Below are 20,988 nucleotides of genomic sequence, written 5' to 3' on the forward strand. Positions count from 1 at the left end.
TTAATGAAATACTTTAAACTCATTTACTTGAGTGTTTTTTTTGGAATAGTTTCAATTTTAGCTTTTTTTAATATCACTTACTCTTACTATCTAAACCTCTATCTAAATCTAAATACTTATATATTTACATTTATAGTATCTATTCTTTTAACAATATTATTTTATTATTCAAAAAATAATGATGAAAAAAAAATAACTATATATGATAAAATATTAACAATACTTCTTGGTTATTTTTTATTACCACTAGTTATTTCTATACCTTTTTATTTTAGTATTTATAATTTAACTTTTGTTAACGCTTTCTTCGAGTCAATTTCTGGATTCACCTCAACAGGTTTTACTATTTTTGATAATATTAATCATATTGATCAAAGCTTAATATTATGGAGATCTGCATCTCAATGGATAGGGGGTCTTTATTTTTTATTTTCTATAATACTTTTAATTGATATTTTTGATCATAGTTTTAAAAAATCTTTAACTAATTTTTTATCTTTTAATAAATCTGAAACATTCAAACAAGCATTCAAAATTTTTTTATTTTATTCATTAATTACACTTTCAATTTTTATAATTTTAAGTTTATTTGATATTAGGTTATTTAATTCTCTAAATTTAGCAATGACCATAATTTCATCAGGTGGTTTTTTACCATCTAATAATTTGTCTAATTTATTGGTCAATAATTCTCAAGTTATAATTATATCAATTTTATTACTATCTTCCTTTTTTAGTATTTTTTTAATTTACAATTTAATCTTTACAAAAAACCATAATCTTAATTTCTTTAATGAAGATATTCATCTGTTGTTTTATTTCTTATTTTTGTTGATTATTTTTTTTGTATTTTTAAATTTTGAAAATAATTTTAGTGAGTTATTTTTATCCTTAACAAGTAGTATTTCTAATGTAGGTTTTTCTCTTAATAATTCTTCTAGTAATTTATCTTTTGTTTTTCTAATACTTGTTATTATTGGAGGATCTTTTTTTTCGACAAGTTCTGGTATTAGGTTTTTAAAAATCTATTCTTTATTTAAATATTCAATTAACGAAATTCTTTCTTACAGTAGACCTAAAAATATTTACATAAATAAACACTTGTTTTCAAAAGATACATTCAAATTAGATGAAATTTATAAATATTTTTTATCTGTAATAGTTTTTATAATTTCTTTATTAATTTTAACATTTTTATTAACTTTAAGCGGAATTGATTTTGAAAGCTCTTTTAAACTCTCAATATTAACCATAATGAATACAGTAAACTCCTCAATGTTTGGGTTGGCTGATTTTAGTTTTTATGATCTACATTTTATCACTAAGTATTATCTAATTTTATTTATGATTATTGGTAGACTAGAGCTTCTAACTTTATTAATTATTTGTAAAAAATTTCTTTTTAAAAATTAAATTCGTACTATAAATATACTAATATTAATTTGCGCTCTTAGCTCAGCTGGATAGAGCATCGGTTTTCTAAACCGAGGGTCGGTGGTTCGAGTCCACCAGAGCGCACCATCACTATATGTGACACATTGTTCTTAATGTAGCACCACATATTGTTAGAATAATTCTAAAAACAAAATTTTTATTTTGATGCTAGTTATAAAATGTTAAACATCTCACTTAATTCAAATCATTTTGAATTATTTGTTAACAAATAAATAAATAAAACAGAGGAATAAAATATGTTTAAATACGTAAAACAATTAACTTCTCTAGTTGCTATGGTTGCAGTTCTGTTTACTTTTACAACAGAAACAATGGCCGCTAAGAAGTCAAAAACTCTTAAGAACACTCAGAAAAAAGGTTTCGTAAGATGTGGTGTATCTCAAGGTCTACCTGGATTTTCAAATGCTGATGCTGCTGGAAATTGGACTGGTGTTGACGTTGATGTATGTAGAGCGGTTGCTGCTGCAGTATTAGGTGATGCGAACAAAGTTAAGTTCACTCCACTAAGTGCTAAAGAAAGATTTACAGCTCTAACTTCTGGTGAGATTGATATCTTATCAAGAAACACAACTTGGACACTTTCTAGAGATGCTGACATTGGTTTAACTTTCGTTGGAGTTAACTTCTACGATGGCCAAGGTTTCATGGTAAGAAAAGACTCAGGAATTACTTCTACGAGCCAATTCAAAAATGGAATTTCAGCATGTACTAACATTGGTACTACAACTGAACTAAACATGAGAGACTTCTTTAATTCAAAAGGAATTTCTTATGAACCAGTTGCTTTTGAAAAAGCTGATGAAGTTGTTGCGGCTTATGACTCAGGCAGATGTGATACTTACACAACTGACAAATCTGGTCTAGCAGCACAAAGAACAAAAATGACTAACCCTGATGATCACGTAGTGCTACCAGAGACTATTTCTAAAGAGCCTCTAGGACCTGTTGTACGTCAAGGTGATGCAGTTTGGGAAGACATCGTAAGATGGTCTCTAAACGTAATGATCGAAGCTGAAGAGTACGGTATTAACTCTGCAAACGCTGACATGATGAAAACTTCTGAAAACCCACAAATCAAAAGACTTGTTGGTTCTGAAGGTGAATTAGGTGCAGCATTTGGTTTAGATAACGATTGGAGCTTAAGAATTATCAAACAAGTTGGTAATTATGGAGAAAGCTACAAGAGAAATATCGCTGATACTGGTATTTTACCTGACAGAGGTCCAAACCAAATTTGGACTAAAGGTGGACTACTATACGTACCACCAGCAAGATAATTATTATCTAACAAAACATAAAAAGGGCTAGATTTATCTAGCCCTTTTTTTATAATACTCATCACATGAAATTAAAAAAAATCTTACCTCAACTATTAACATTGTTATTTATAGTTTTAATATTTGGTTTCTTTACCATGAATGCTCAAGAGAACATGGATACAAGAGGTATTCAGTTTGGTTTTGGTTTTTTAACCCAAGAAGCTTCATTTGATATACAATTTTCTTTAATTGATTATGATGGGTCACACTCTTATGCAAGAGCATATCTTGTTGGATTATTAAATACACTCTTAGTAGCTTTCATTGGAATTATTTTAGCTACATTATTGGGTCTTATTGTTGGTGTTGCAAGATTATCCCCAAATTATTTGATTAGAAAAACTGCTTCTTTTTACATAGAATTCTTTAGAAATGTTCCATTATTATTACAGATTTTCTTTTGGTATTTTGCAGCCCTAAGAGCTCTGCCAATGCCTCAAGATGCTACATTATTATTAGGTTCATCTTTTATGACCATAAAGGGACTTTATACACCAGCTCCAATTTGGACAAATTTCGATATTTTTTTTACAACGTTAATTGCTGCAATGATTTTAATTTTCTTTTTTGTCAAATTTGCAAAAAAGAAACAAGAACAAGAGGGAAAACAGTTGCCTGTATTAATTGTCTCATTAGCTATTTTTATAGGTCTACCACTGTTAACATTTTTAGTAGGTGGTGTTGATTTATCTTTTAGCTTTCCAGAATTAAGAAAAATGTCACAATCTTCTTACACATTTGATGGGGGTATGGGTATACCACCTGAACTAATTGCGTTAACTTTAGCCTTAACTCTCTATACGGCAACTTTTATTGCAGAAAATGTAAGAGCAGGTATTCAAGGTATTGGCAAAGGGCAAAAAGAAGCTGCTGCATCAATTGGTTTAACACCAAGCCAAGTTTTGAAATTAGTAATTATGCCTCAAGCGTTAAGAATAATTATACCACCTACTACTAATCAATATTTAAATTTAACCAAAAACTCTTCTTTAGCAGCAGCAATTGCTTATCCAGATCTAGTTTTAGTTTTTGCGGGTACTGCTATGATGCAAACAGGAAAAGCAATTGAAATTGTTGGTATTACAATGGCCACATATTTAACTATTAGTATAGCAATTTCATTACTAATGAATTGGTACAACCAAAGAATAGCGATAAAGGAAAAATAATGAATTCAAAAAATCTTGATTTACCAAAAGCTAAAATTCAAATAAATAGAAATACTTCTCTTATTATTGGAATTTTATTTTTTTTCTTAGGTATTTTTGATTTTTGTTTAAATAATTTCTTTGGTACAAATATTACCTCTTTCTTACCTAGGTTTATTAACTTTTTTACTCCCTTAATCTTTGGGGTAATTGGTCTTCATTTTATTAGAATTGAATTTTCAGGTATTAAAATTTTAGATAGCCTTAATAAAAATATTAACCCAAGTAATTTTAACGCAGCTTTAAGTTTGTGTATTATTTTTCTTATAATATTTTCACTTCCTCCATTATTAAATTGGCTCATTTTTGATGCTAATATTTCTGGTGACACTAAAGAAGCGTGTACTGGTGGTGGTGCTTGTTGGGTTTATATCAAAGTTTGGTTTAATAGATTTATGTATGGAATGTATCCTAATGCAGAACAATGGAGAATTAATATTACATTTATTGCTGTATTAGCCTTTATGGCAGCTGGATTTTTTGTACCTACTAAATTTAGAAATTATCTTTCTCTTTATTACACCCTTATATTACCAATTATTTCTTTTATCTTAATCTACTATTTGATTTCAGGAGGTTCTTTTGGACTAGAGTGGGTTGAAACAGGTGCGTGGGGTGGCTTATCTTTAACCTTTATAGTTTCTTTTTTCTCTCTAATTTTTTGTTTTCCAATTGGCATGATGCTGGCTCTTGGTAGGAGATCTGATTTACCCGTTGTTAAATATTCATCTCTTTCATTCATTGAATTTTGGAGAGGTGTTCCTTTAATTACAGTTTTATTTATGTCAGCTGTAATGTTTCCAATGTTTTTACCTGATGGAACTTATGTAGATAAACTAATTAGAGTTGTTGTAGCAATTACTTTATTTGAAGCGGCTTATACAGCTGAAGTTATAAGGGGAGGACTACAAGCTCTTCCAAGAGGCCAATATGATGCAGCTAAGTCACTTGGGATGGGTTACTGGAAACTTCATATCTTTGTTATTCTTCCACAAGCTTTAAAATTAGTAATTCCAGGAATTGCGAATACATTCTTAGCACTTGTAAAAGATACACCACTAATTTTTGTAGTAGGTCTTTTAGAGGTAGTTGGTATGTTAAATTTAGCTAAAACTAATCCCGAATGGCTAGGATTTTCGATGGAAGGATACGTATTTGCTGGAATAATATTCTGGATTATTTGTTATAGTATGAGTAAATATAGCCAGAAATTAGAATTAAAATATAAAACAGATAGATAAATTATGTCAGATTCAATTATTCAAATTCAAAATGTAAACAAGTGGTTTGGGGATTTTCAAGTATTAAAAGAAATAAATCTTGAAGTTAAACCTAAAGAAAAAATCGTTGTGTGTGGACCATCTGGATCTGGAAAATCTACACTAATTAGATGTATTAATAGACTAGAAGAGCATCAAAAAGGATCAATCATTGTTGATGGTACTGAAATTTCAGAAGATACAAAAAATATAGAACAAGTTAGAGCTGAAGTTGGGATGGTTTTTCAACAATTTAATTTATTTCCTCATTTATCTATTTTAGATAATTGTACGTTAGCTCCAATTTGGGTAAAAAAAATGCCCAAAAAAGAAGCAGAAAAATTAGCATTAGAACACCTTGAAAAAGTACAAATTTTAGATCAAGCCCAAAAGTTTCCAGGTCAATTATCAGGCGGACAGCAACAAAGAGTTGCCATTGCAAGAGCACTTTGTATGGAACCTAAAATTATGTTATTTGATGAGCCTACATCAGCATTAGATCCTGAAATGATTAAAGAAGTGCTAGATGTTATGGTTAATTTAGCAAAACAAGGTATGACGATGATTGTTGTAACTCATGAGATGGGCTTTGCTAAAGAGGTAGCCGATCAAATGATTTTTATGGATGAGGGAATGATAGTTGAAAAGGCCACAACAAAAGACTTTTTTGCTAATCCCAAAAATGATCGAACTAAACTTTTTTTAAGCCAAATTTTATAAGTCTTTTTAAAGCTTATAGTTCAACAATTTTATTTTTTCATTTTATATTATAAGTTCTTGACACATTTTGTTATTTTCTACTTAACTTTATAAAATAAATAAATTTTTGTGTTGCGATAACAGTCAAAAATTAGTTCAATATGTTTTTAAAAACAAACTTTAAGAGGGGTCTTAATGGAAGATAATTTCAACAAACATTTAGGTAACAAATTAAAGCTAAGAAGATTAGCTTTAGGTCTCACACAAACAAAAGTAGCAAAAGCAATTAATGTTACATTTCAACAAATTCAAAAATATGAAAAAGGAACTAATGGAGTTAGCTCAATAAGACTTCTTCAATTAGCAAATTATTTAAAAGTTCCAGTAAATTATTTTTTTGAAGATTTTTCAGAATATTTAATAAATCTAGAAAGATCTCAAGAAGGTCACATGAATGTAAATTATAATTTTTTAGTTAAATTATATTCTGAACTTAATAACGATCAAAAGTTAAAGTTTAGTAAATCTTTACAGTCTTCAAATATTGGGATTTCAAAAGCAGTTTAATTTTTATTAAATTAATGACCCCTATAAATTTTGAAAATCATTTTAAAAAAAATTTTTTATAATTTCATATTTGTAATGAAAAGTTTATTAAAAGTTTTTTTATTATTTATATTATTAAGTGGAAATGCTTTTGCAAAAGTAAAATCTAAAGACATTAATTTTCCAGGCAAATATTATACTAAAGAAATTAAGACTTGTTCAGCAATTCCTAAGGATAAATCATTTAGTAATAAATCAACTATTGATACCGTTAACAGTGTAGTTGGTTTTGATTGGTCAGCTTACCATGAGAAATATAGTAATTCTATTTTGGTAGAACATGCAGCAATCACGAAACCTATAAAAGTTATGATTGCAGGAACCCACATGGCTATTGGTGATAAAAATCAAACTAACATCAATATAGCCAAAGGTTTATTATTAGAAATAGCTAAGGCAAATACTTTATATAACAGCATAAGTTATGAAGAATTAAAAAAAAAGGAAAGTGTTGGAAAGATAATAACCCCAAAGCTCCTTGTTGGTACCATGAATATGAATTTGCAGGTCAATGGTTTGGAAATTATATGATTAGTGCAGTAATGCTTAAATCTGAATTGAATAAAGAGGAGTTTAAGATTGTGAATAATTACATTAAAAAAATGTACAAAAAGTTCTTAAAACCAATTCAATTTAAAAAAAATGACAAAGGGTTTTATGCAATGGCTAATGGAGGATTATCAACATTAGTTTATGCATCATGGACAGAAGATAAAAAACTTGCTGCTAAAGAAATTAATCACACATTAAAACAAATAGACAAACTATTTTATGATGATGGATACATTAACGATAACTCTTTCAGGGGTCTCAGAGGGCAATGGTACCATTCATATGGAGTTGATATTGCCCTAGGATATATTTATATTGCTGAATTATGGGGAGCTAATGTTCCAAAAAATATACATGAGAAACTATTTAATTCAGTAAAAGTAGTAAATTTAGCGATTACTGATCCTGAAAAGTTTTTAGAAAGAAAAAATCCTAATGGTCTAGCGAGAAATAGAATTACAGATCCAAAAAAAGCAACACCTCATACACATCAAATGGCTATAGCTATAGACACTCTTATGGAAATAGTGACAGGTATAAAATTGGAACATGATCCGATATACTTACGAAAAAGAAAAATGCATACGCCTGATGGGATAGATGATCTAATTGGTTTCAATCCCAATTGTATAATTCGATAAATCTAAAAGATAAAGATTTTGGCTCCTCGGGCAGGACTCGAACCTGCGACCAATTGATTAACAGTCAACTGCTCTACCAACTGAGCTACCGAGGAATATCAAAAACACAACTTACTTTTTTTTAAGAGTAAAACAAGATTTTTTTTTGGAGGCATCGCCCAGAATCGAACTGGGATACAAGGATTTGCAATCCTCTGCGTAACCATTCCGCCACGATGCCCTCTCCTCTCAATTTAAATTAAATAGAGAGCCTTTTATATATTAAATATATAAAATTAGTCTACCAAATAAGCCTTCAAAATGATTATTGTTAATTAATATTATTAAATTATAAACTTATTATCACCTATGAGTAACGATAAATATATACATACAGACGTTGAAGATAAGATTTATTCTTATTGGGAAAAAAACAATTTATTTAAACCCACTAAAAATAAGAAACAATTTTCAGTGGTTATACCTCCGCCCAATGTAACTGGTAGCCTTCATATGGGTCATGCTTTGAATAATTCAATTCAAGATCTTTTGGTTAGATACCACCGTATGAATAATTATGAAACCTTATGGCAACCTGGAACAGATCATGCAGGTATTGCCACACAGGCCTTAGTTGAGAAAAAATTAACCGCTGATGGTATTGATAAAAATGAAATTGGAAGAGAAAAGTTCATAGAAAAGGTTTGGGAATGGAAGGAAGAACATGGTGATATCATTTTAAATCAACTAAAAAAACTAGGTTGCTCTTGTGATTGGTCAAGAAATGCTTTTACAATGGATGAAAACCTTTCAAAATCAGTTTTAAAAGTTTTTGTAGAGCTTCACAAAAAAGGTTTAATTTATAAAGATAAAAAACTAGTAAACTGGGATACGGTTTTAAAAACAGCAATATCTGATTTAGAAGTGGATCAAAGAGAAGTTAATTCTAAGATTTACTATATTCAATATCCTATAGAAGCTTCTAGTGATTTTATAACTATAGCAACAACAAGACCTGAAACCATGTTGGGTGATACAGCGATAGCTGTAAATCCAAAGGATGATCGATTTAAACATTTAGTTGGTAAGTTTGTAACAGTACCAATTGTTGGAAAAAAAATAAAAATTATTGAAGATGAATATGCTGATCCTGAGATGGGAACGGGTGCTTTAAAGATAACACCAGCACATGATTTTAATGACTATGAAGTGGGACAAAGAAATAATTTAGAAATCATAAATATTTTTACTGAAGGTGGCAAAGTAAACGAAAACGCTCCTAAAGAATATATTGGACTTGATAGATTTGAAGCTAGAAAAAGAATTATAAAAGAACTTAAAGAAAAAGAGTTTTTTGTTAAGGAAGAGAACATAAAGAATAAAGTTCCTTATGGGGATAGGTCTAATTCAATAATTGAGCCTTTTTTAACAGAACAATGGTTTGTCGATGCAAAAAAATTATCAATTAAAGCTAAAGATATAGTTAACTCTAAAAAAACTAATTTTTTTCCTGCTAATTGGTCAAAAACTTATTTTCAATGGATGAACAATATTGAGCCATGGTGTATCTCAAGACAGCTTTGGTGGGGACATCAAATACCTGCTTGGTATGGACCAGATAAAAAAATCTTCGTTGCAATAAATGAAGAAGAAGCAAAATTGGATGCAAAAAAATTCTATAATAAAGATGTAGATTTAATTCGTGACCCAGATGTATTGGATACTTGGTTTTCATCAGGTCTATGGCCTTTTGCTACATTGGGTTGGCCTGACAATAAAGAATATGTAGATAAATTTTACCCGACATCAGTACTGGTTACAGGGTTTGACATTATATTTTTTTGGGTAGCACGCATGATCATGTTTGGAATGGAGTTTCTAGACAAAGAGCCTTTTAAAGATGTTTACGTTCACGCCCTTGTTAAAGACGAGAAGGGACAAAAAATGTCTAAATCTAAAGGAAACGTAATTAATCCCTTAGACCTAATTGAAAAATATAGTGCAGATGCTTTAAGGTTTACTCTACTGTCAATGGCGTCACCCGGAACAGATGTAAAACTTTCTGAAGATAGAGTTAAGGGTTATAGAAATTTTTTAAATAAATTATGGAATGCAAACAATTTTTTAATTACCAATAATTGTGATTTTTCTAAAATTGATGAAAAACCAATTTTATCAATTAATATTAACAAATGGATCTATGCTGAACTTATAGAAACTAAAAATAAAATTGAAAAAAATCTAAAAGATTACAGGTTTGATGAAGCTGCAAAAAATGCCTATCAATTTACTTGGCACTCTTATTGTGATTGGTATTTAGAGCTATCTAAAACAATCCTATTTTCAGAAGATGAAAAGGCAAAAGATGAAATAAGACAGGTATCAGCTTACGTATTTAAACAGATACTAATATTATTACATCCATTTATTCCATTTGTGACTGAAGAAATTTGGCTAAATAATAAATTTGATAACACAGGTAAAGACTTTTTAATGTTAGCTAATTGGCCTTCTGGAGAGTTTGAAAGAGATACATCCATTAATCAAGTTGAAAAAATTATCAGTATAGTTTCTGAATTAAGATCATTTAAAAATGAATTAAGTGTAAGCCCTGGGTCATTTATAGATATTTCAATAGAGACAGTTAGTAAAAAAGAACAATCATTTTTTACTGAAAATGAAATTATTCTAAAAAAACTTGGTCGTATCAAAAATTTATATAATAAAGATCTGGATAAACCAACTGCTACATTGATGGTTTCTGGAGATTTATTCAAAGTGTATTTTGATGAAGATGTCGATTTAGAATTAATTAAAAAAAACTTAACTACAAGGCAAAATAAATACCAAGAAGAAATGAATAAAATATCACAAAGATTAGCTAATAAAGGCTTTGTTGATAGAGCACCAAAAGATATTGTTGATCAGGAAAAAACTAATTATAATAATTTAAAAAATGATGTTGAGAGAATATCGATAACTATAAAGGGTTTATAATGGCAAAATTTAATAAAAAAAAATTACCAAGCAGACATACTTCATTAGGTGCTGATAGAGCTCCACATAGATCATTTTACTATGCAATGGGTGAAACAGAAAAAGATGTAGCAAAGCCATTTGTTGGTGTTGTGTCAACTTGGAATGAAGCTGCTCCTTGTAATATTGCTTTAATGAGACAAGCTCAATCTGTCAAAAAAGGCGTTAGAGCTTCAGGTGGAACCCCTAGAGAATTTTGTACGATAACAGTAACTGATGGTATTGCCATGGGTCACGAAGGAATGAAGTCATCTTTAATCTCTCGCGAGGTAATTGCTGATTCAACTGAACTTACTGTGCGTGGTCATTGTTATGATGCGCTTGTTGGTATTGCTGGTTGTGATAAATCTTTACCTGCCTTAATGATGGCAATGGTTAGATTAAATGTTCCAAGTGTATTTATTTATGGTGGCTCAATACTTCCAGGTCAATATAAAGGTAAAGATGTAACTGTTGTTGATGTTTTTGAAGCAGTTGGAAAACACTCAGCTGGAAAAATGTCTGCAAAGGAATTAAGAAAATTAGAGTTAGTTGCTTGCCCAAGTGCAGGTGCATGTGGAGGTCAATTTACTGCAAATACTATGGCCTGCGTTTCTGAAGCTATTGGTTTAGCATTACCTTATTCAGCTGGAACACCTGCTCCATACGAAGAACGTGATAAGTATGCATTATTAAGTGGCAAGACTGTAATGAATTTATTACAAAAAAATATTCGTCCAAGAGACATTGTTACAAAAAAATCTTTAGAAAATGCTGCAACAATTGTAGCGGCTACTGGTGGATCGACAAATGCTGCTTTACACCTACCAGCTATAGCTAATGAAATTGGAATTAAGTTTGATTTAATGGATGTAGCTAAAATTTTTAAAAAAACTCCATATCTTGCAGATTTAAAACCAGGTGGAAAATATGTTGCAAAAGATATGTGGTTAGCTGGTGGAGTACCTATGTTATTAAAAACTCTTTTTGATGGTGGTTTTATACATGGTGATTGCATGACTGTTACTGGAAAAACAATGAAACAAAATTTAAAAAATATTAAATTTAATCCTAAGCAAAAAGTATTAAGAGCATATGATAATCCTTTATCACCAGATGGCGGTGTTGTAGGTCTTAAAGGTAACTTAGCTCCTGATGGTGGAATTGTTAAAATTGCTGGTTTAAAAAAATTACAATTCACTGGAAAAGCTAGATGTTTTGATAATGAAGAAGCAGCAATGGCTTGTGTGCAAAAGAAAAAATATAAAGCAGGTGATGTAATTATTATTCGTTACGAAGGACCAGTTGGTGGACCTGGTATGAGAGAAATGCTTTCAACAACGGGTGCTATTTATGGTCAAGGTATGGGTGAGAAGGTTGCTCTAATTACAGATGGTAGATTTTCTGGGGCTACAAGAGGTTTTTGTGTGGGTCATGTTGGCCCTGAGGCGGCCTTAGGCGGCCCTTTAGCTCTTTTACGCAATGGAGATGTAATTGATATAGATGCCAAAAAAGGGACTATTAACGTTAGATTAACTAAATCACAATTAGCCACAAGACATAAGAAGTGGAAAGCAAAAAAATCAAGCTTTGGATCGGGTACTATTTGGAAATATGCTCAAACAGTAGGTCCCGCTTATTTAGGTGCACCAACACATCCCGGTAAAAGAAAAGAAGTAAAAGTTTACGCTGATATTTAATGAAAATTAGACCCGTTATATTATGTGGCGGAGCAGGAACTAGACTTTGGCCTAATTCTAAAAATCATCAAGCAAAACAATTTATTGATTTTGGTAATTGGACTTTATTAGGAAAAACTCTTGAAAGAGTTAAATCTTCGACCTTTGATGTACCGATCATAAGTACAAATCTTAAATATTTAAAAGAGGTAAAAAAACATCTTAAGAAACATAAGATAAGTAAATATAAAATTGTTTTAGAACCCGCAAAAAGAAATACAGCACCAGCAATTCTTGCATCAGCATTAATTAAAGATATTCCAAATGAACAACCCTTAATGTTTTTTGCAGCAGACCACTTAATAGAAAAAGCTAATATTTTTAATAAAGCTATTAATAAAAATAAAACTAATTTAACAGACCAAAATATATTCATCTTTGGAATTAAACCAACATCTCCATCAAGTGAATATGGTTATTTTTTAACAAAAAAAGTTAAAGGAAATATTAATAAAGTAACAAAATTTATTGAAAAACCTAAAGAAGCTAAAGCTAAACAAGTCATTAAACAAAAAGGTTATTGGAATTCTGGTATGTTTTTTTTGAGAAAAGACTCAATAATAAATAACTTTAAGAAATACCAACCTACAATGTATAAAAATTGTCTTAATGCTGTTTCAAAAGCTAAACTTAAAAATAACACTTATTATTTAAATAAAACTTCATTTGAAAAAGCTACAGCAAAATCTTTTGATTATGCAATTTTAGAAAAAACCAAACAAATTAATGCTATTAAATTAGACATTCCTTGGTCAGATCTTGGCAGCTGGAAAGAGATCTTAAAAATGTATGATAAAAATAAGAATAAATATTATAAGAAAAAAAATGTTTATTACCGGCCTTGGGGTAGGTACGTTAATTTATTCGAAGGTAAAGGTTTTTTAATCAAAGAACTATTTGTTAAGCCTAAAGGTGTTTTAAGTTTACAAAAACATCATCATCGATCAGAACATTGGTTTGTAACTCAAGGAACGCCTAAAATTACACTTAATAAAGATAGTTTTTTTAGAAAAAAAAATGATCATATATTCATTCCATTAGAAGCAATTCATAGAATTGAAAATAAAGGCACAAAGCCTGTTAAAATTATTGAAGCACAAGTTGGATCGATATTAAAAGAAGGTGATATTGTCAGGTTTCAAGATGTGTATGGTCGTACTTAATAATATTAATACAGCTACATAAAGATGTAAGATACAGCTTGTTCTATTCAATTAATCCTAAAATATAATTTTATAAATTCCAATTAAAAATAATGGTATCTGTAACCCAAAGTTTGTTAATATGGCTTTATCTTTTGATATAAAACCAGCTATTGTCCAACCAATAACTCCAAGACCATGGAAGTAGATGTTAATAGGGTAGATATTTAAGTTGGTTAATAATATTCCAGTTAATACTAAAGCAGTGCTGATCCATTTTAGGTATTTTTTTATAAGCATAGTCTCCTTTAAATGTAAGTTTTGTTAGGAATTTATTACAATTATAGAACAAACAAAAACCTTTATTACTGGGGTATTGACATAAAAAAATGTTATGTTATAACATAACAAAATGAATAATCACGATATAGTTTTTGATATAATTAAGAAATCTAAAAAGCATTTAACGGCTTATGAAATATTAGATAAATTTCAAAAATTTAAAAAGATACAGCCAATGGCTGTTTACAGATCTTTAAAAAAACTAATTGAAGAAGATAAGATACATAAATCTAATCAAAATAAGACCTATGTATTGTGTAGTCATGAGCATGTTAAGCATAATCCATCTATAGCTATTTGTAGAGATTGTGGAGACACAGAAGAGCTTAAATCAGAATTATTTGAAACAATATTTAAAAAAAACCCAATCAAAAAATATGACTTCAGTGATTTTCAGCTTGAAGTCTCAACAAAATGTAGGAGATGTAACTAATGGAACACGCACATGAATTACCAGAATTTCTTCACTTTTTAGAAGAACTTATAGAGGAATATGGAATATTAAGAGGATTTGTATTTGGTTTTGTTCATACGTTAATACCATTAATTGGTTTTTATTCAGGTTGGAGCATAAACCGTTTTTTGAAATTAGTTTCTAATGGTGCAATTGCTGGAATAATTGGAATAGTTTTAGCTCATATTATAGCAGACTTTATAGCAGCATTACTTGATCCAAATTTAAAAAGTGCTGCCTTTGGAATTGTTCTTGGTGGCTTCTTACCTTTATTAGCGGTACCTTTTTTAGAAAAATATGTAACGAAAAGCCAATACCATAATGTTGTTGGTGATCATGAAGATCTAAAAAAAGATTTGAAAAGCAAGCATAAATAATATTTAATATTGGGATGAGTACAGTTCCCTTAACATTAAAAGAAATTTTAGAACTAGCCAAAAAAACACTATTAGCTAATGGTTGTGATGAGGAAAATGCTAGTATTTTAGCAGATACTATTATGAGGGCTGAAAGAGATGGCTCAGTATCACATGGCTTGTTTAGATTACCTGCTTATGTAGCAGGCTTAAAAAGTAAAAAGATTAATGGTAAGGCTAGACCTGAATTAGAAATTGTTGCTCCAAGTATTATTAAAGTATTAGGTAATAATGCAGTTGCTCCTATGGTTTTAAACTTTGGATTACCTGCAGTTATTGATTTAGCAAAAAAAAATGGTGTAGCAATTCTTGCTATAAAAAATTCACATCATATGGCAGCCCTTTGGCCTGAAACTGAAGCTATTGCTGAAGCAGGACTTGTTGGTATTGCTTGCACATCTTATAAGCCAGCTGTTGCACCAGCGGGTGCTACGAAACCTTTATATGGAACAAATCCAATTTCTTTTGCTTGGCCTAGACCTGGTAAAACTCCAGTTGTCTATGATATGGCAACTGCTTCAATGGCAATGGGTGAAGTTCAAATTGCAAAAAGAGAAGGGCACAAAGTTCCCCTTGGAACGGGTTTAACTAAAGAGGGTAAAGAAACAACCGATCCTGGAGAAATTGCTGATGGTGGAGTTATACTTCCATTTGGTGGCTATAAAGGATCTAGTATAGCAATGATGGTTGAACTATTAGCTGGAGCATTAATTGGTGAAAATTTTAGTTTTGAAACTGCTGCTAAAGATAATAATGATGGCGGTCCTCCAAGTGGTGGAGAATTTATTATAGCAATCTCACCAGAGAAAATTTCTGGCAAAGGTTGGGATAAACACGCTGATGAGTTTTTTAGTAAAATGTCAGCTATGGATGGTGTTAGACTTCCAGGTGAAAGAAGACATAAAAATAGACTAGATATAGGACCAAGAAATATTAACGAAGAACTTGTTAATAAAATTAAATCTTTAACTTAATTCAATTTCAATAGGTGTGTGATCTGAAGGTTTCTCTTTTCCTCTGGGGTCTTTATTAATATTAACATTCTTAACTATATTTAATAAAGAATTTGACACTAAAAAGTGATCTATTCTTAATCCATTGTTTTTTTGCCAAGCACCTCTCATATAATCCCAATAAGTATAACCTTCTGTTTCACCATGAATGTGACGGTAAGCATCATGAAAACCTAGATTGATCATTTCTCTAAATTTTTTTCTTATCTCAAGTCTGTATAAAGCGTCATCTTCAAACCCTTTAATATTATAAGCATCTTCTGCTGAGGGAAGAATATTAAAATCACCTGCTAAAATAATGTTTTCATTTTTTTTTGAAAGAGTTTTTAGTTGTTTAATTAAATTATCTAACCATTCTTTTTTATAACTATATTTATCAGTATCTACAGGATTACCGTTTGGAGTGTAAATGTTAATTAGTTGAATATTTTTTTTCTTATGTTTTATTTCTGCTGAAATAATTCTTGATTGTTTTAACTTATCTTTAATCAAATCTAATCTAACATTTTCTAGTTTATGTTTGGAAATAATTGCTACACCGTTGTAACTTTTTTGTCCAAATACATGACTTTCATAATCTAATGATGAAAAATCATCATAAGGAAAAGATTCATCTTGAGTTTTAATCTCTTGCATCATGACAACATCAGGAGAAAATTTTTGAAGGTATTCTTTAATGTTTTCAATTCTTGCTCTAACAGAATTAACATTCCAGGATGTGATAATCATTATATGGAGAATGAAACACCACAACCGCAAGAAGATTTGCTTTGTGGGTTAGAGATTTTGAATTGATCACCAATTAGTTCCGAGACAAAGTCCACTTCTGAGCCTTTTAAAAGGTCTGCTGAAGTTTTATCAATGAGAATATTTTCATGCTTTAAATCATCTGCTTCCAATTTTTTGTCAAAAGTAAACTCATATTGAAAACCTGAGCAACCACCGCCTTTAATAGCGATTCTAAAAAATGACCCTGGATCTTTTTGAGACAACAAATTATTAATCTGTTTTATAGCTTTATCTGTAAATTTAATTTCTTTAATCATATAACAACACTGATAATACTAATATAATATCTATTTATTAAATTTAAAGTATGAATAATTACTCAAATTTAGCTTTATCTAAAAGCAAAGGTCGTATTTTTAAAGAAGCTAATTCACTTTACAGAACTCCATTTCAAAGAGACAGAGATAGAATTATTCACAGTGCCTCATTCAGAAGGTTAAAACATAAAACACAAGTTTTTGTTAACACAGAAGGGGATCATTTTAGAACTAGAATTACCCATTCAATTGAGGTTGCGCAAATTGCAAGATCAATAGCTAAACATTTAGGTTTAAATGATGATCTAGCTGAAACCTTAAGTTTGGCTCACGACTTAGGGCATACTCCGTTCGGACATGCTGGAGAAGATGCTCTTAATGAATGTATGGTTAACTTTGGAGGGTTTGACCACAATCTTCAAACCTTAAGAATAGTTATGTTTCTTGAGCATAAATACCTTAAATTTAAAGGCCTGAACTTAACATTAGAAACTTTAGATGGATTATTAAAGCACAATGGCGCAATTGATGATCTCTCCACAGTTAATAGGTTGATTGGATTAAAAAGTTTTAAGAATAAAATAAACTTTACTAACTCTGGTTCATTGGAAGCTCAAATATCAGCAATCTCAGATGACATTGCTTATAATAATCATGACATACAAGATGGAATTAGAGCTAAAATGTTTAATTTAAACGACTTGATTGAAATTAATTTTTTTAAAGATATTTATAAATCACACAAAAATAATATTAAAAACAACAATAAAGATATTTTGATATATCAAATAATACGAGATTCAATTGATTTAATGGTTAGAGATTTAATTAAGAATACTAAAAATAATTTAAAAAATAATAAAGTCAAATCTTTAAAAGATGTTTATAACTTAGATGATCCTATAGTGTGTTTTTCAAGTAAATTTCTTAAAATTGAAAAAGAAGTTAGGTTTTTCCTTAGAAGCAAAATGTATAACAATAAAAAAGTATTATTAAAAAATAATCATGGAAAAAAAATTATTAATAAACTCTTTTATAAAATTAAGAATAAGCCCAAAAAATTTTTAAACGATGATCAATTAAAGAATGACCTAAATAGAGCAATAGCTGATTTTATCTCAGGTATGACAGATAGATATGCAATCAATTTAAATAAAGGTATTTAATGAACATTTTTGATCTCTACTTGGATAAAATAATAATCTTGATTAAAAAGCTTAATAAAGATGGTTCTTTAGAATTACCTGAATCTTTAAATGGAATTAATGTAGATATACCACCATCAAATTTTGACTGCGATATATCAACCAATGTAGCCATGGTGCTCTCTAAGGCTAATAAAAAATCTCCAATTGATATTGCAAATATTTTAATTGAATTAATTAAAAATGAAGATGAAAAAATAGAATCTATTTCTGCAGCAAAACCAGGATTTATTAATATTAAATTTAAGACAATATATTGGAATAATTTTATTAAAAGTATTAATCAAAATCACAAGGATTACGGTGTCAATAATAAAGAAAAAAAACAAAAATATCTTATAGAATTTGTTTCAGCTAATCCCACTGGCCCTCTTCATGTTGGACATTGTAGAGGTGCAATATTGGGAGATGTTATTTCAAATATATTAATTTTTAACAAGCATGATGTTTCAAAAGAATATTATGTTAACGATTATGGTAATCAAATCATAAATTTTACAAAATCTGTTTTTTTTAGAATTAGGGAAATACTTGTTAATGAAAAATTCCCAATTGAAAACTCTGATTTATATCCTGGTGATTACTTAGTTGGTATTGCTAAAAATATTATAAAATCTAATAAAGTTTTAAAATTTGATAAATTTGAAAATGTTTCAAAAGAACTAACTTTATTATCGGTTTCAGAATCTTTAAAATTGATTAAAAATAATTTATCAAATCTTGGAATAGTGCACGATAGATTTACAAGTGAAACTGATATTGTCTTAAATAATGAAGTTCAGAAAGCAATTGATAAATTAAAGGAAAAAAAGCTTGTTTATAGTGGAAAAATTAAGGCTCCCAAAGGTGAAGATGATGAAAACTGGGTAGAAAGGGAGCAACTTTTATTTAAATCAACAGATTTTGGTGACGATAAAGATAGAGCACTTCAAAAGTCTGATAAATCGTGGACTTACTTTGCTAGTGATGTTGCCTATCATGATAATAAATTAAATAGAAATTACGATACACTTATTAATATATTAGGGGCTGACCATGCTGGCTATATTAAAAGGATAACTTCTGTCGTTGAAGCTCTATCAGGAGATAAAAAAAAATTGATTTGTAAAGTAAGTCAACTCGTCAAATTAATTAAAGATGGAAAACCTTTTAAAATGTCAAAAAGAAAAGGTGACTATATAACAGTTGAAGACTTGATAGCCGAAGTTGGTAAAGATGCCACGAGATTTATTATGCTTAATAGAAGTAGCGATGTAGAGTTAGATTTTGATTTTACAAAAGTTAAAGAAAAATCTAAAGATAACCCACTTTATTATGTCCAATACTGTTATGCTAGAATATCATCTGTCTTTAGACACGTAAATCTTAATATAGAAAATGATTTGAATATAAAAGATTACGAATTTGCATATACGGGTGATGAAATAAAGATATTAAAAAAAATAGCAGAATGGCCTAAGTGTATTGAAGCTGCAAGTCTAAGACTTGAACCCCACAGAATACCAGTTTATCTTTACGAACTATCATCAGAATTTCATTCTTATTGGAATATGGGCAAAGAGGATCAATCAAAAAGGTTTATTAACGAACAAAAGAAAATTTCAAATGATAAATTAGTTTTTTTAAAAGTTATATCTAATGTTATCAAATCTGGAATGGATATTGTTGGAGTAGACACTCCTCAAAAAATGTAATGTTAAAAGAACTTAAATATCTTTTATTTTTGATTGTTATAATTTTATTTTTTTTTCTATCTTTCAAATATTATTTTTCAAATGAAAATAAAAAAAATTCATACCGATCTTTGAAAAATATTGAGGATAAAACTGAAAATTATTCTCGTAATCTTATTATACTTAAAAGTGATACTGTTGATATTGTTGAATATGTTGAAAAAACCATAGATAAAAATAAAAAGAATTACAAGTTTTGGGAACTAATTAATAATGATGGATAATCGTAAAAGTTTCATAGTTGGTTTAAAATCTACTAAATTATTGACTAGTGAAAAAAAATTTCTAATTAAACACAAGCCTTGGGGAATAATACTTTTTTCAAGAAATATTAAAAATATTGAACAATTAAAAAAATTAACAGGTCAAATTAGAAAAATATTCAATGATAAAAAATATCCTATTTTAATTGATCAAGAGGGTGGTAGAGTTAATAGATTAAAAAAATTTTTTAAAGCAGATACGTTTACTGGAGAATTTTTTGGTAATCTTTATCTTAAAGATAAAAAAAAATTTTATATCGAATATAAAAAGTTTATCAATAAAACTGTCTTATTATTAAAAAATGTAGGAATTAACATAAATACTTTACCAGTCCTTGATGTTAGATCCAAAGGATCAAGTGCAATAATTGGTGACAGAGCCTTTTCAGACAATGCAAAGATTGTTTCAGAAATTGGAGATATTTGTATTAAAGAGTTTCATAATAATAAAATTGCCACTGTGATAAAGCATATACCAGGACATGGCTTAGCAAAGGTCGATAGTCATAAAAAAACTCCTACAATCAATAAGGAATTAAGATATTTGAATAATCATGACTTTATGGCATTCAAAAATAAAAACAGTTTATTTGCAATGACAGCACATCTTATTTATAAAAAAATTGACAAAGCTAATACCGCAACACATTCAAAGAAAATTATAAAATTAATAAGAAATAAAATTAAATTTAGAAATATTTTGATGTCTGACGATATATCAATGAAAAGTTTAAAGGGCTCTATAGCAATTAATACAAAGAAATCCTTTGCTGCAGGTTGTGATTTAGTTCTTCATTGTAATGGAGATTTAAAAGAAATGAATGATGTAGCCCTATATTCACCAGTTATAAGTAAGTTTATTATAAAAAAAACATCACAATTTTATAAGATTATAAGCTAAT

Annotated in this window: 21 protein-coding genes and 3 tRNA genes; 19 read left to right on the forward strand and 5 right to left on the reverse strand. The window is 29.2% G+C overall.

The features are described from left to right. Positions 1 to 3 precede the first annotated feature (3 nt). From AC5SLY_RS02720 to AC5SLY_RS02760, 9 genes are all read left to right on the forward strand, one after another. Positions 4 to 1,413 carry a TrkH family potassium uptake protein gene (locus AC5SLY_RS02720; protein ID WP_027306936.1) on the forward strand — a complete coding sequence of 470 codons (1,410 nt, stop codon included), beginning with the start codon at positions 4 to 6 and terminating at the stop codon, positions 1,411 to 1,413. Positions 1,414 to 1,444: 31 nt separating this feature from the next. Continuing rightward, a tRNA-Arg gene (locus AC5SLY_RS02725) sits at positions 1,445 to 1,521 on the forward strand. Between the two features lie 170 nt (positions 1,522 to 1,691). Then, entirely contained in the window at positions 1,692 to 2,732 is a 1,041-nt protein-coding gene (locus tag AC5SLY_RS02730; RefSeq protein ID WP_011282064.1) for an amino acid ABC transporter substrate-binding protein, read from the forward strand. Between the two features lie 65 nt (positions 2,733 to 2,797). Further along, on the forward strand, positions 2,798 to 3,943 hold the full coding sequence (locus AC5SLY_RS02735) for an amino acid ABC transporter permease (protein WP_006996964.1): 1,146 nt from the start codon (positions 2,798 to 2,800) through the stop codon (positions 3,941 to 3,943). Beyond that, complete coding sequence (locus AC5SLY_RS02740) at positions 3,943 to 5,223, forward strand: amino acid ABC transporter permease (protein ID WP_494599069.1); 1,281 nt, start codon at positions 3,943 to 3,945, stop codon at positions 5,221 to 5,223. Before AC5SLY_RS02735 ends, AC5SLY_RS02740 begins: the two co-directional genes overlap by 1 nt. Positions 5,224 to 5,226: 3 nt before the next feature. After that, positions 5,227 to 5,961, forward strand: coding sequence for an amino acid ABC transporter ATP-binding protein (locus AC5SLY_RS02745; RefSeq protein ID WP_494574323.1), 735 nt, complete (start codon positions 5,227 to 5,229; stop codon positions 5,959 to 5,961). Between the two features lie 174 nt (positions 5,962 to 6,135). Beyond that, positions 6,136 to 6,507: a helix-turn-helix domain-containing protein gene (locus tag AC5SLY_RS02750; RefSeq protein ID WP_006996960.1), complete on the forward strand. Its 372-nt coding sequence runs from the start codon at positions 6,136 to 6,138 to the stop codon at positions 6,505 to 6,507. Between the two features lie 75 nt (positions 6,508 to 6,582). Next, positions 6,583 to 7,077: a hypothetical protein gene (locus AC5SLY_RS02755; RefSeq protein WP_494574324.1), complete on the forward strand. Its 495-nt coding sequence runs from the start codon at positions 6,583 to 6,585 to the stop codon at positions 7,075 to 7,077. After that, entirely contained in the window at positions 7,074 to 7,739 is a 666-nt protein-coding gene (locus AC5SLY_RS02760; protein WP_494574325.1) for a hypothetical protein, read from the forward strand. Before AC5SLY_RS02755 ends, AC5SLY_RS02760 begins: the two co-directional genes overlap by 4 nt. A 19-nt stretch (positions 7,740 to 7,758) precedes the next feature. Here AC5SLY_RS02760 and AC5SLY_RS02765 read toward each other — a convergent pair. Together AC5SLY_RS02765 and AC5SLY_RS02770 are read right to left on the reverse strand one after the other, a co-directional pair. Further along, positions 7,759 to 7,834, reverse strand: a tRNA-Asn gene (locus tag AC5SLY_RS02765). A gap of 51 nt (positions 7,835 to 7,885) precedes the next feature. Further along, a tRNA-Cys gene (locus AC5SLY_RS02770) sits at positions 7,886 to 7,959 on the reverse strand. A 128-nt stretch (positions 7,960 to 8,087) separates the two neighbouring features. Between AC5SLY_RS02770 and AC5SLY_RS02775 the strand changes: the two genes are divergently transcribed. From AC5SLY_RS02775 to AC5SLY_RS02785, 3 genes are read left to right on the forward strand one after another with little or no spacing between them, the layout of a single operon-like run. Then, entirely contained in the window at positions 8,088 to 10,715 is a 2,628-nt protein-coding gene (locus AC5SLY_RS02775) for a valine--tRNA ligase (RefSeq protein ID WP_006996958.1), read from the forward strand. Continuing rightward, positions 10,715 to 12,433: a dihydroxy-acid dehydratase gene (gene ilvD, locus AC5SLY_RS02780; RefSeq protein ID WP_011282068.1), complete on the forward strand. Its 1,719-nt coding sequence runs from the start codon at positions 10,715 to 10,717 to the stop codon at positions 12,431 to 12,433. The genes AC5SLY_RS02775 and ilvD overlap by 1 nt, the downstream gene beginning before the upstream one ends. Next, a complete protein-coding gene (locus AC5SLY_RS02785) occupies positions 12,433 to 13,635 on the forward strand; it encodes a sugar phosphate nucleotidyltransferase (RefSeq protein ID WP_494599070.1) in 1,203 nt (400 codons plus the stop codon). Before ilvD ends, AC5SLY_RS02785 begins: the two co-directional genes overlap by 1 nt. 57 nt (positions 13,636 to 13,692) lie before the next feature. On the opposite strand, the gene AC5SLY_RS02790 is transcribed toward AC5SLY_RS02785, so the two are convergent. Then, the gene (locus AC5SLY_RS02790; RefSeq protein WP_006996955.1) at positions 13,693 to 13,914 is read right to left on the reverse strand and encodes a DUF6552 family protein; all 222 of its coding nucleotides are present in this window, start codon (positions 13,912 to 13,914) and stop codon (positions 13,693 to 13,695) included. Positions 13,915 to 14,026: 112 nt separating this feature from the next. On the opposite strand from AC5SLY_RS02790, the gene AC5SLY_RS02795 reads away from it, so the two are divergent. Genes AC5SLY_RS02795 through AC5SLY_RS02805 form a run of 3 tightly spaced genes read left to right on the forward strand, consistent with a single transcriptional unit; the run spans position 14,027 to position 15,800 of the window. Further along, entirely contained in the window at positions 14,027 to 14,389 is a 363-nt protein-coding gene (locus AC5SLY_RS02795; RefSeq protein WP_006996954.1) for a Fur family transcriptional regulator, read from the forward strand. Then, positions 14,389 to 14,787 carry a hypothetical protein gene (locus tag AC5SLY_RS02800; protein ID WP_006996953.1) on the forward strand — a complete coding sequence of 133 codons (399 nt, stop codon included), beginning with the start codon at positions 14,389 to 14,391 and terminating at the stop codon, positions 14,785 to 14,787. The genes AC5SLY_RS02795 and AC5SLY_RS02800 overlap by 1 nt, the downstream gene beginning before the upstream one ends. 14 nt (positions 14,788 to 14,801) lie before the next feature. Further along, positions 14,802 to 15,800 carry an Ldh family oxidoreductase gene (locus AC5SLY_RS02805; protein ID WP_494599071.1) on the forward strand — a complete coding sequence of 333 codons (999 nt, stop codon included), beginning with the start codon at positions 14,802 to 14,804 and terminating at the stop codon, positions 15,798 to 15,800. On the opposite strand, the gene xth is transcribed toward AC5SLY_RS02805, so the two are convergent. Both xth and AC5SLY_RS02815 read right to left on the reverse strand, forming a co-directional pair. After that, a complete protein-coding gene (gene xth / locus AC5SLY_RS02810) occupies positions 15,792 to 16,568 on the reverse strand; it encodes an exodeoxyribonuclease III (protein WP_494599073.1) in 777 nt (258 codons plus the stop codon). The genes AC5SLY_RS02805 and xth overlap by 9 nt on opposite strands. Continuing rightward, the gene (locus AC5SLY_RS02815; RefSeq protein WP_168606297.1) at positions 16,568 to 16,885 is read right to left on the reverse strand and encodes a HesB/IscA family protein; all 318 of its coding nucleotides are present in this window, start codon (positions 16,883 to 16,885) and stop codon (positions 16,568 to 16,570) included. Before AC5SLY_RS02815 ends, xth begins: the two co-directional genes overlap by 1 nt. A 50-nt stretch (positions 16,886 to 16,935) precedes the next feature. Here AC5SLY_RS02815 and AC5SLY_RS02820 point away from each other — a divergent pair, with 50 nt between their 5' ends. The 4 genes from AC5SLY_RS02820 to AC5SLY_RS02835 are packed head-to-tail and all read left to right on the forward strand — an operon-like array spanning position 16,936 to position 20,987. Next, entirely contained in the window at positions 16,936 to 18,051 is a 1,116-nt protein-coding gene (locus AC5SLY_RS02820) for a deoxyguanosinetriphosphate triphosphohydrolase (RefSeq protein ID WP_027306941.1), read from the forward strand. Next, complete coding sequence (gene argS, locus AC5SLY_RS02825; RefSeq protein WP_494599075.1) at positions 18,051 to 19,784, forward strand: arginine--tRNA ligase; 1,734 nt, start codon at positions 18,051 to 18,053, stop codon at positions 19,782 to 19,784. The genes AC5SLY_RS02820 and argS overlap by 1 nt, the downstream gene beginning before the upstream one ends. After that, the gene (locus tag AC5SLY_RS02830) at positions 19,784 to 20,047 is read left to right on the forward strand and encodes a hypothetical protein (protein WP_011282074.1); all 264 of its coding nucleotides are present in this window, start codon (positions 19,784 to 19,786) and stop codon (positions 20,045 to 20,047) included. The genes argS and AC5SLY_RS02830 overlap by 1 nt, the downstream gene beginning before the upstream one ends. Continuing rightward, on the forward strand, positions 20,037 to 20,987 hold the full coding sequence (locus AC5SLY_RS02835) for a glycoside hydrolase family 3 N-terminal domain-containing protein (protein ID WP_494599076.1): 951 nt from the start codon (positions 20,037 to 20,039) through the stop codon (positions 20,985 to 20,987). The genes AC5SLY_RS02830 and AC5SLY_RS02835 overlap by 11 nt, the downstream gene beginning before the upstream one ends. Position 20,988 lies beyond the last annotated feature (1 nt).

The organism is Candidatus Pelagibacter sp. PS_23 (assembly GCF_059417905.1).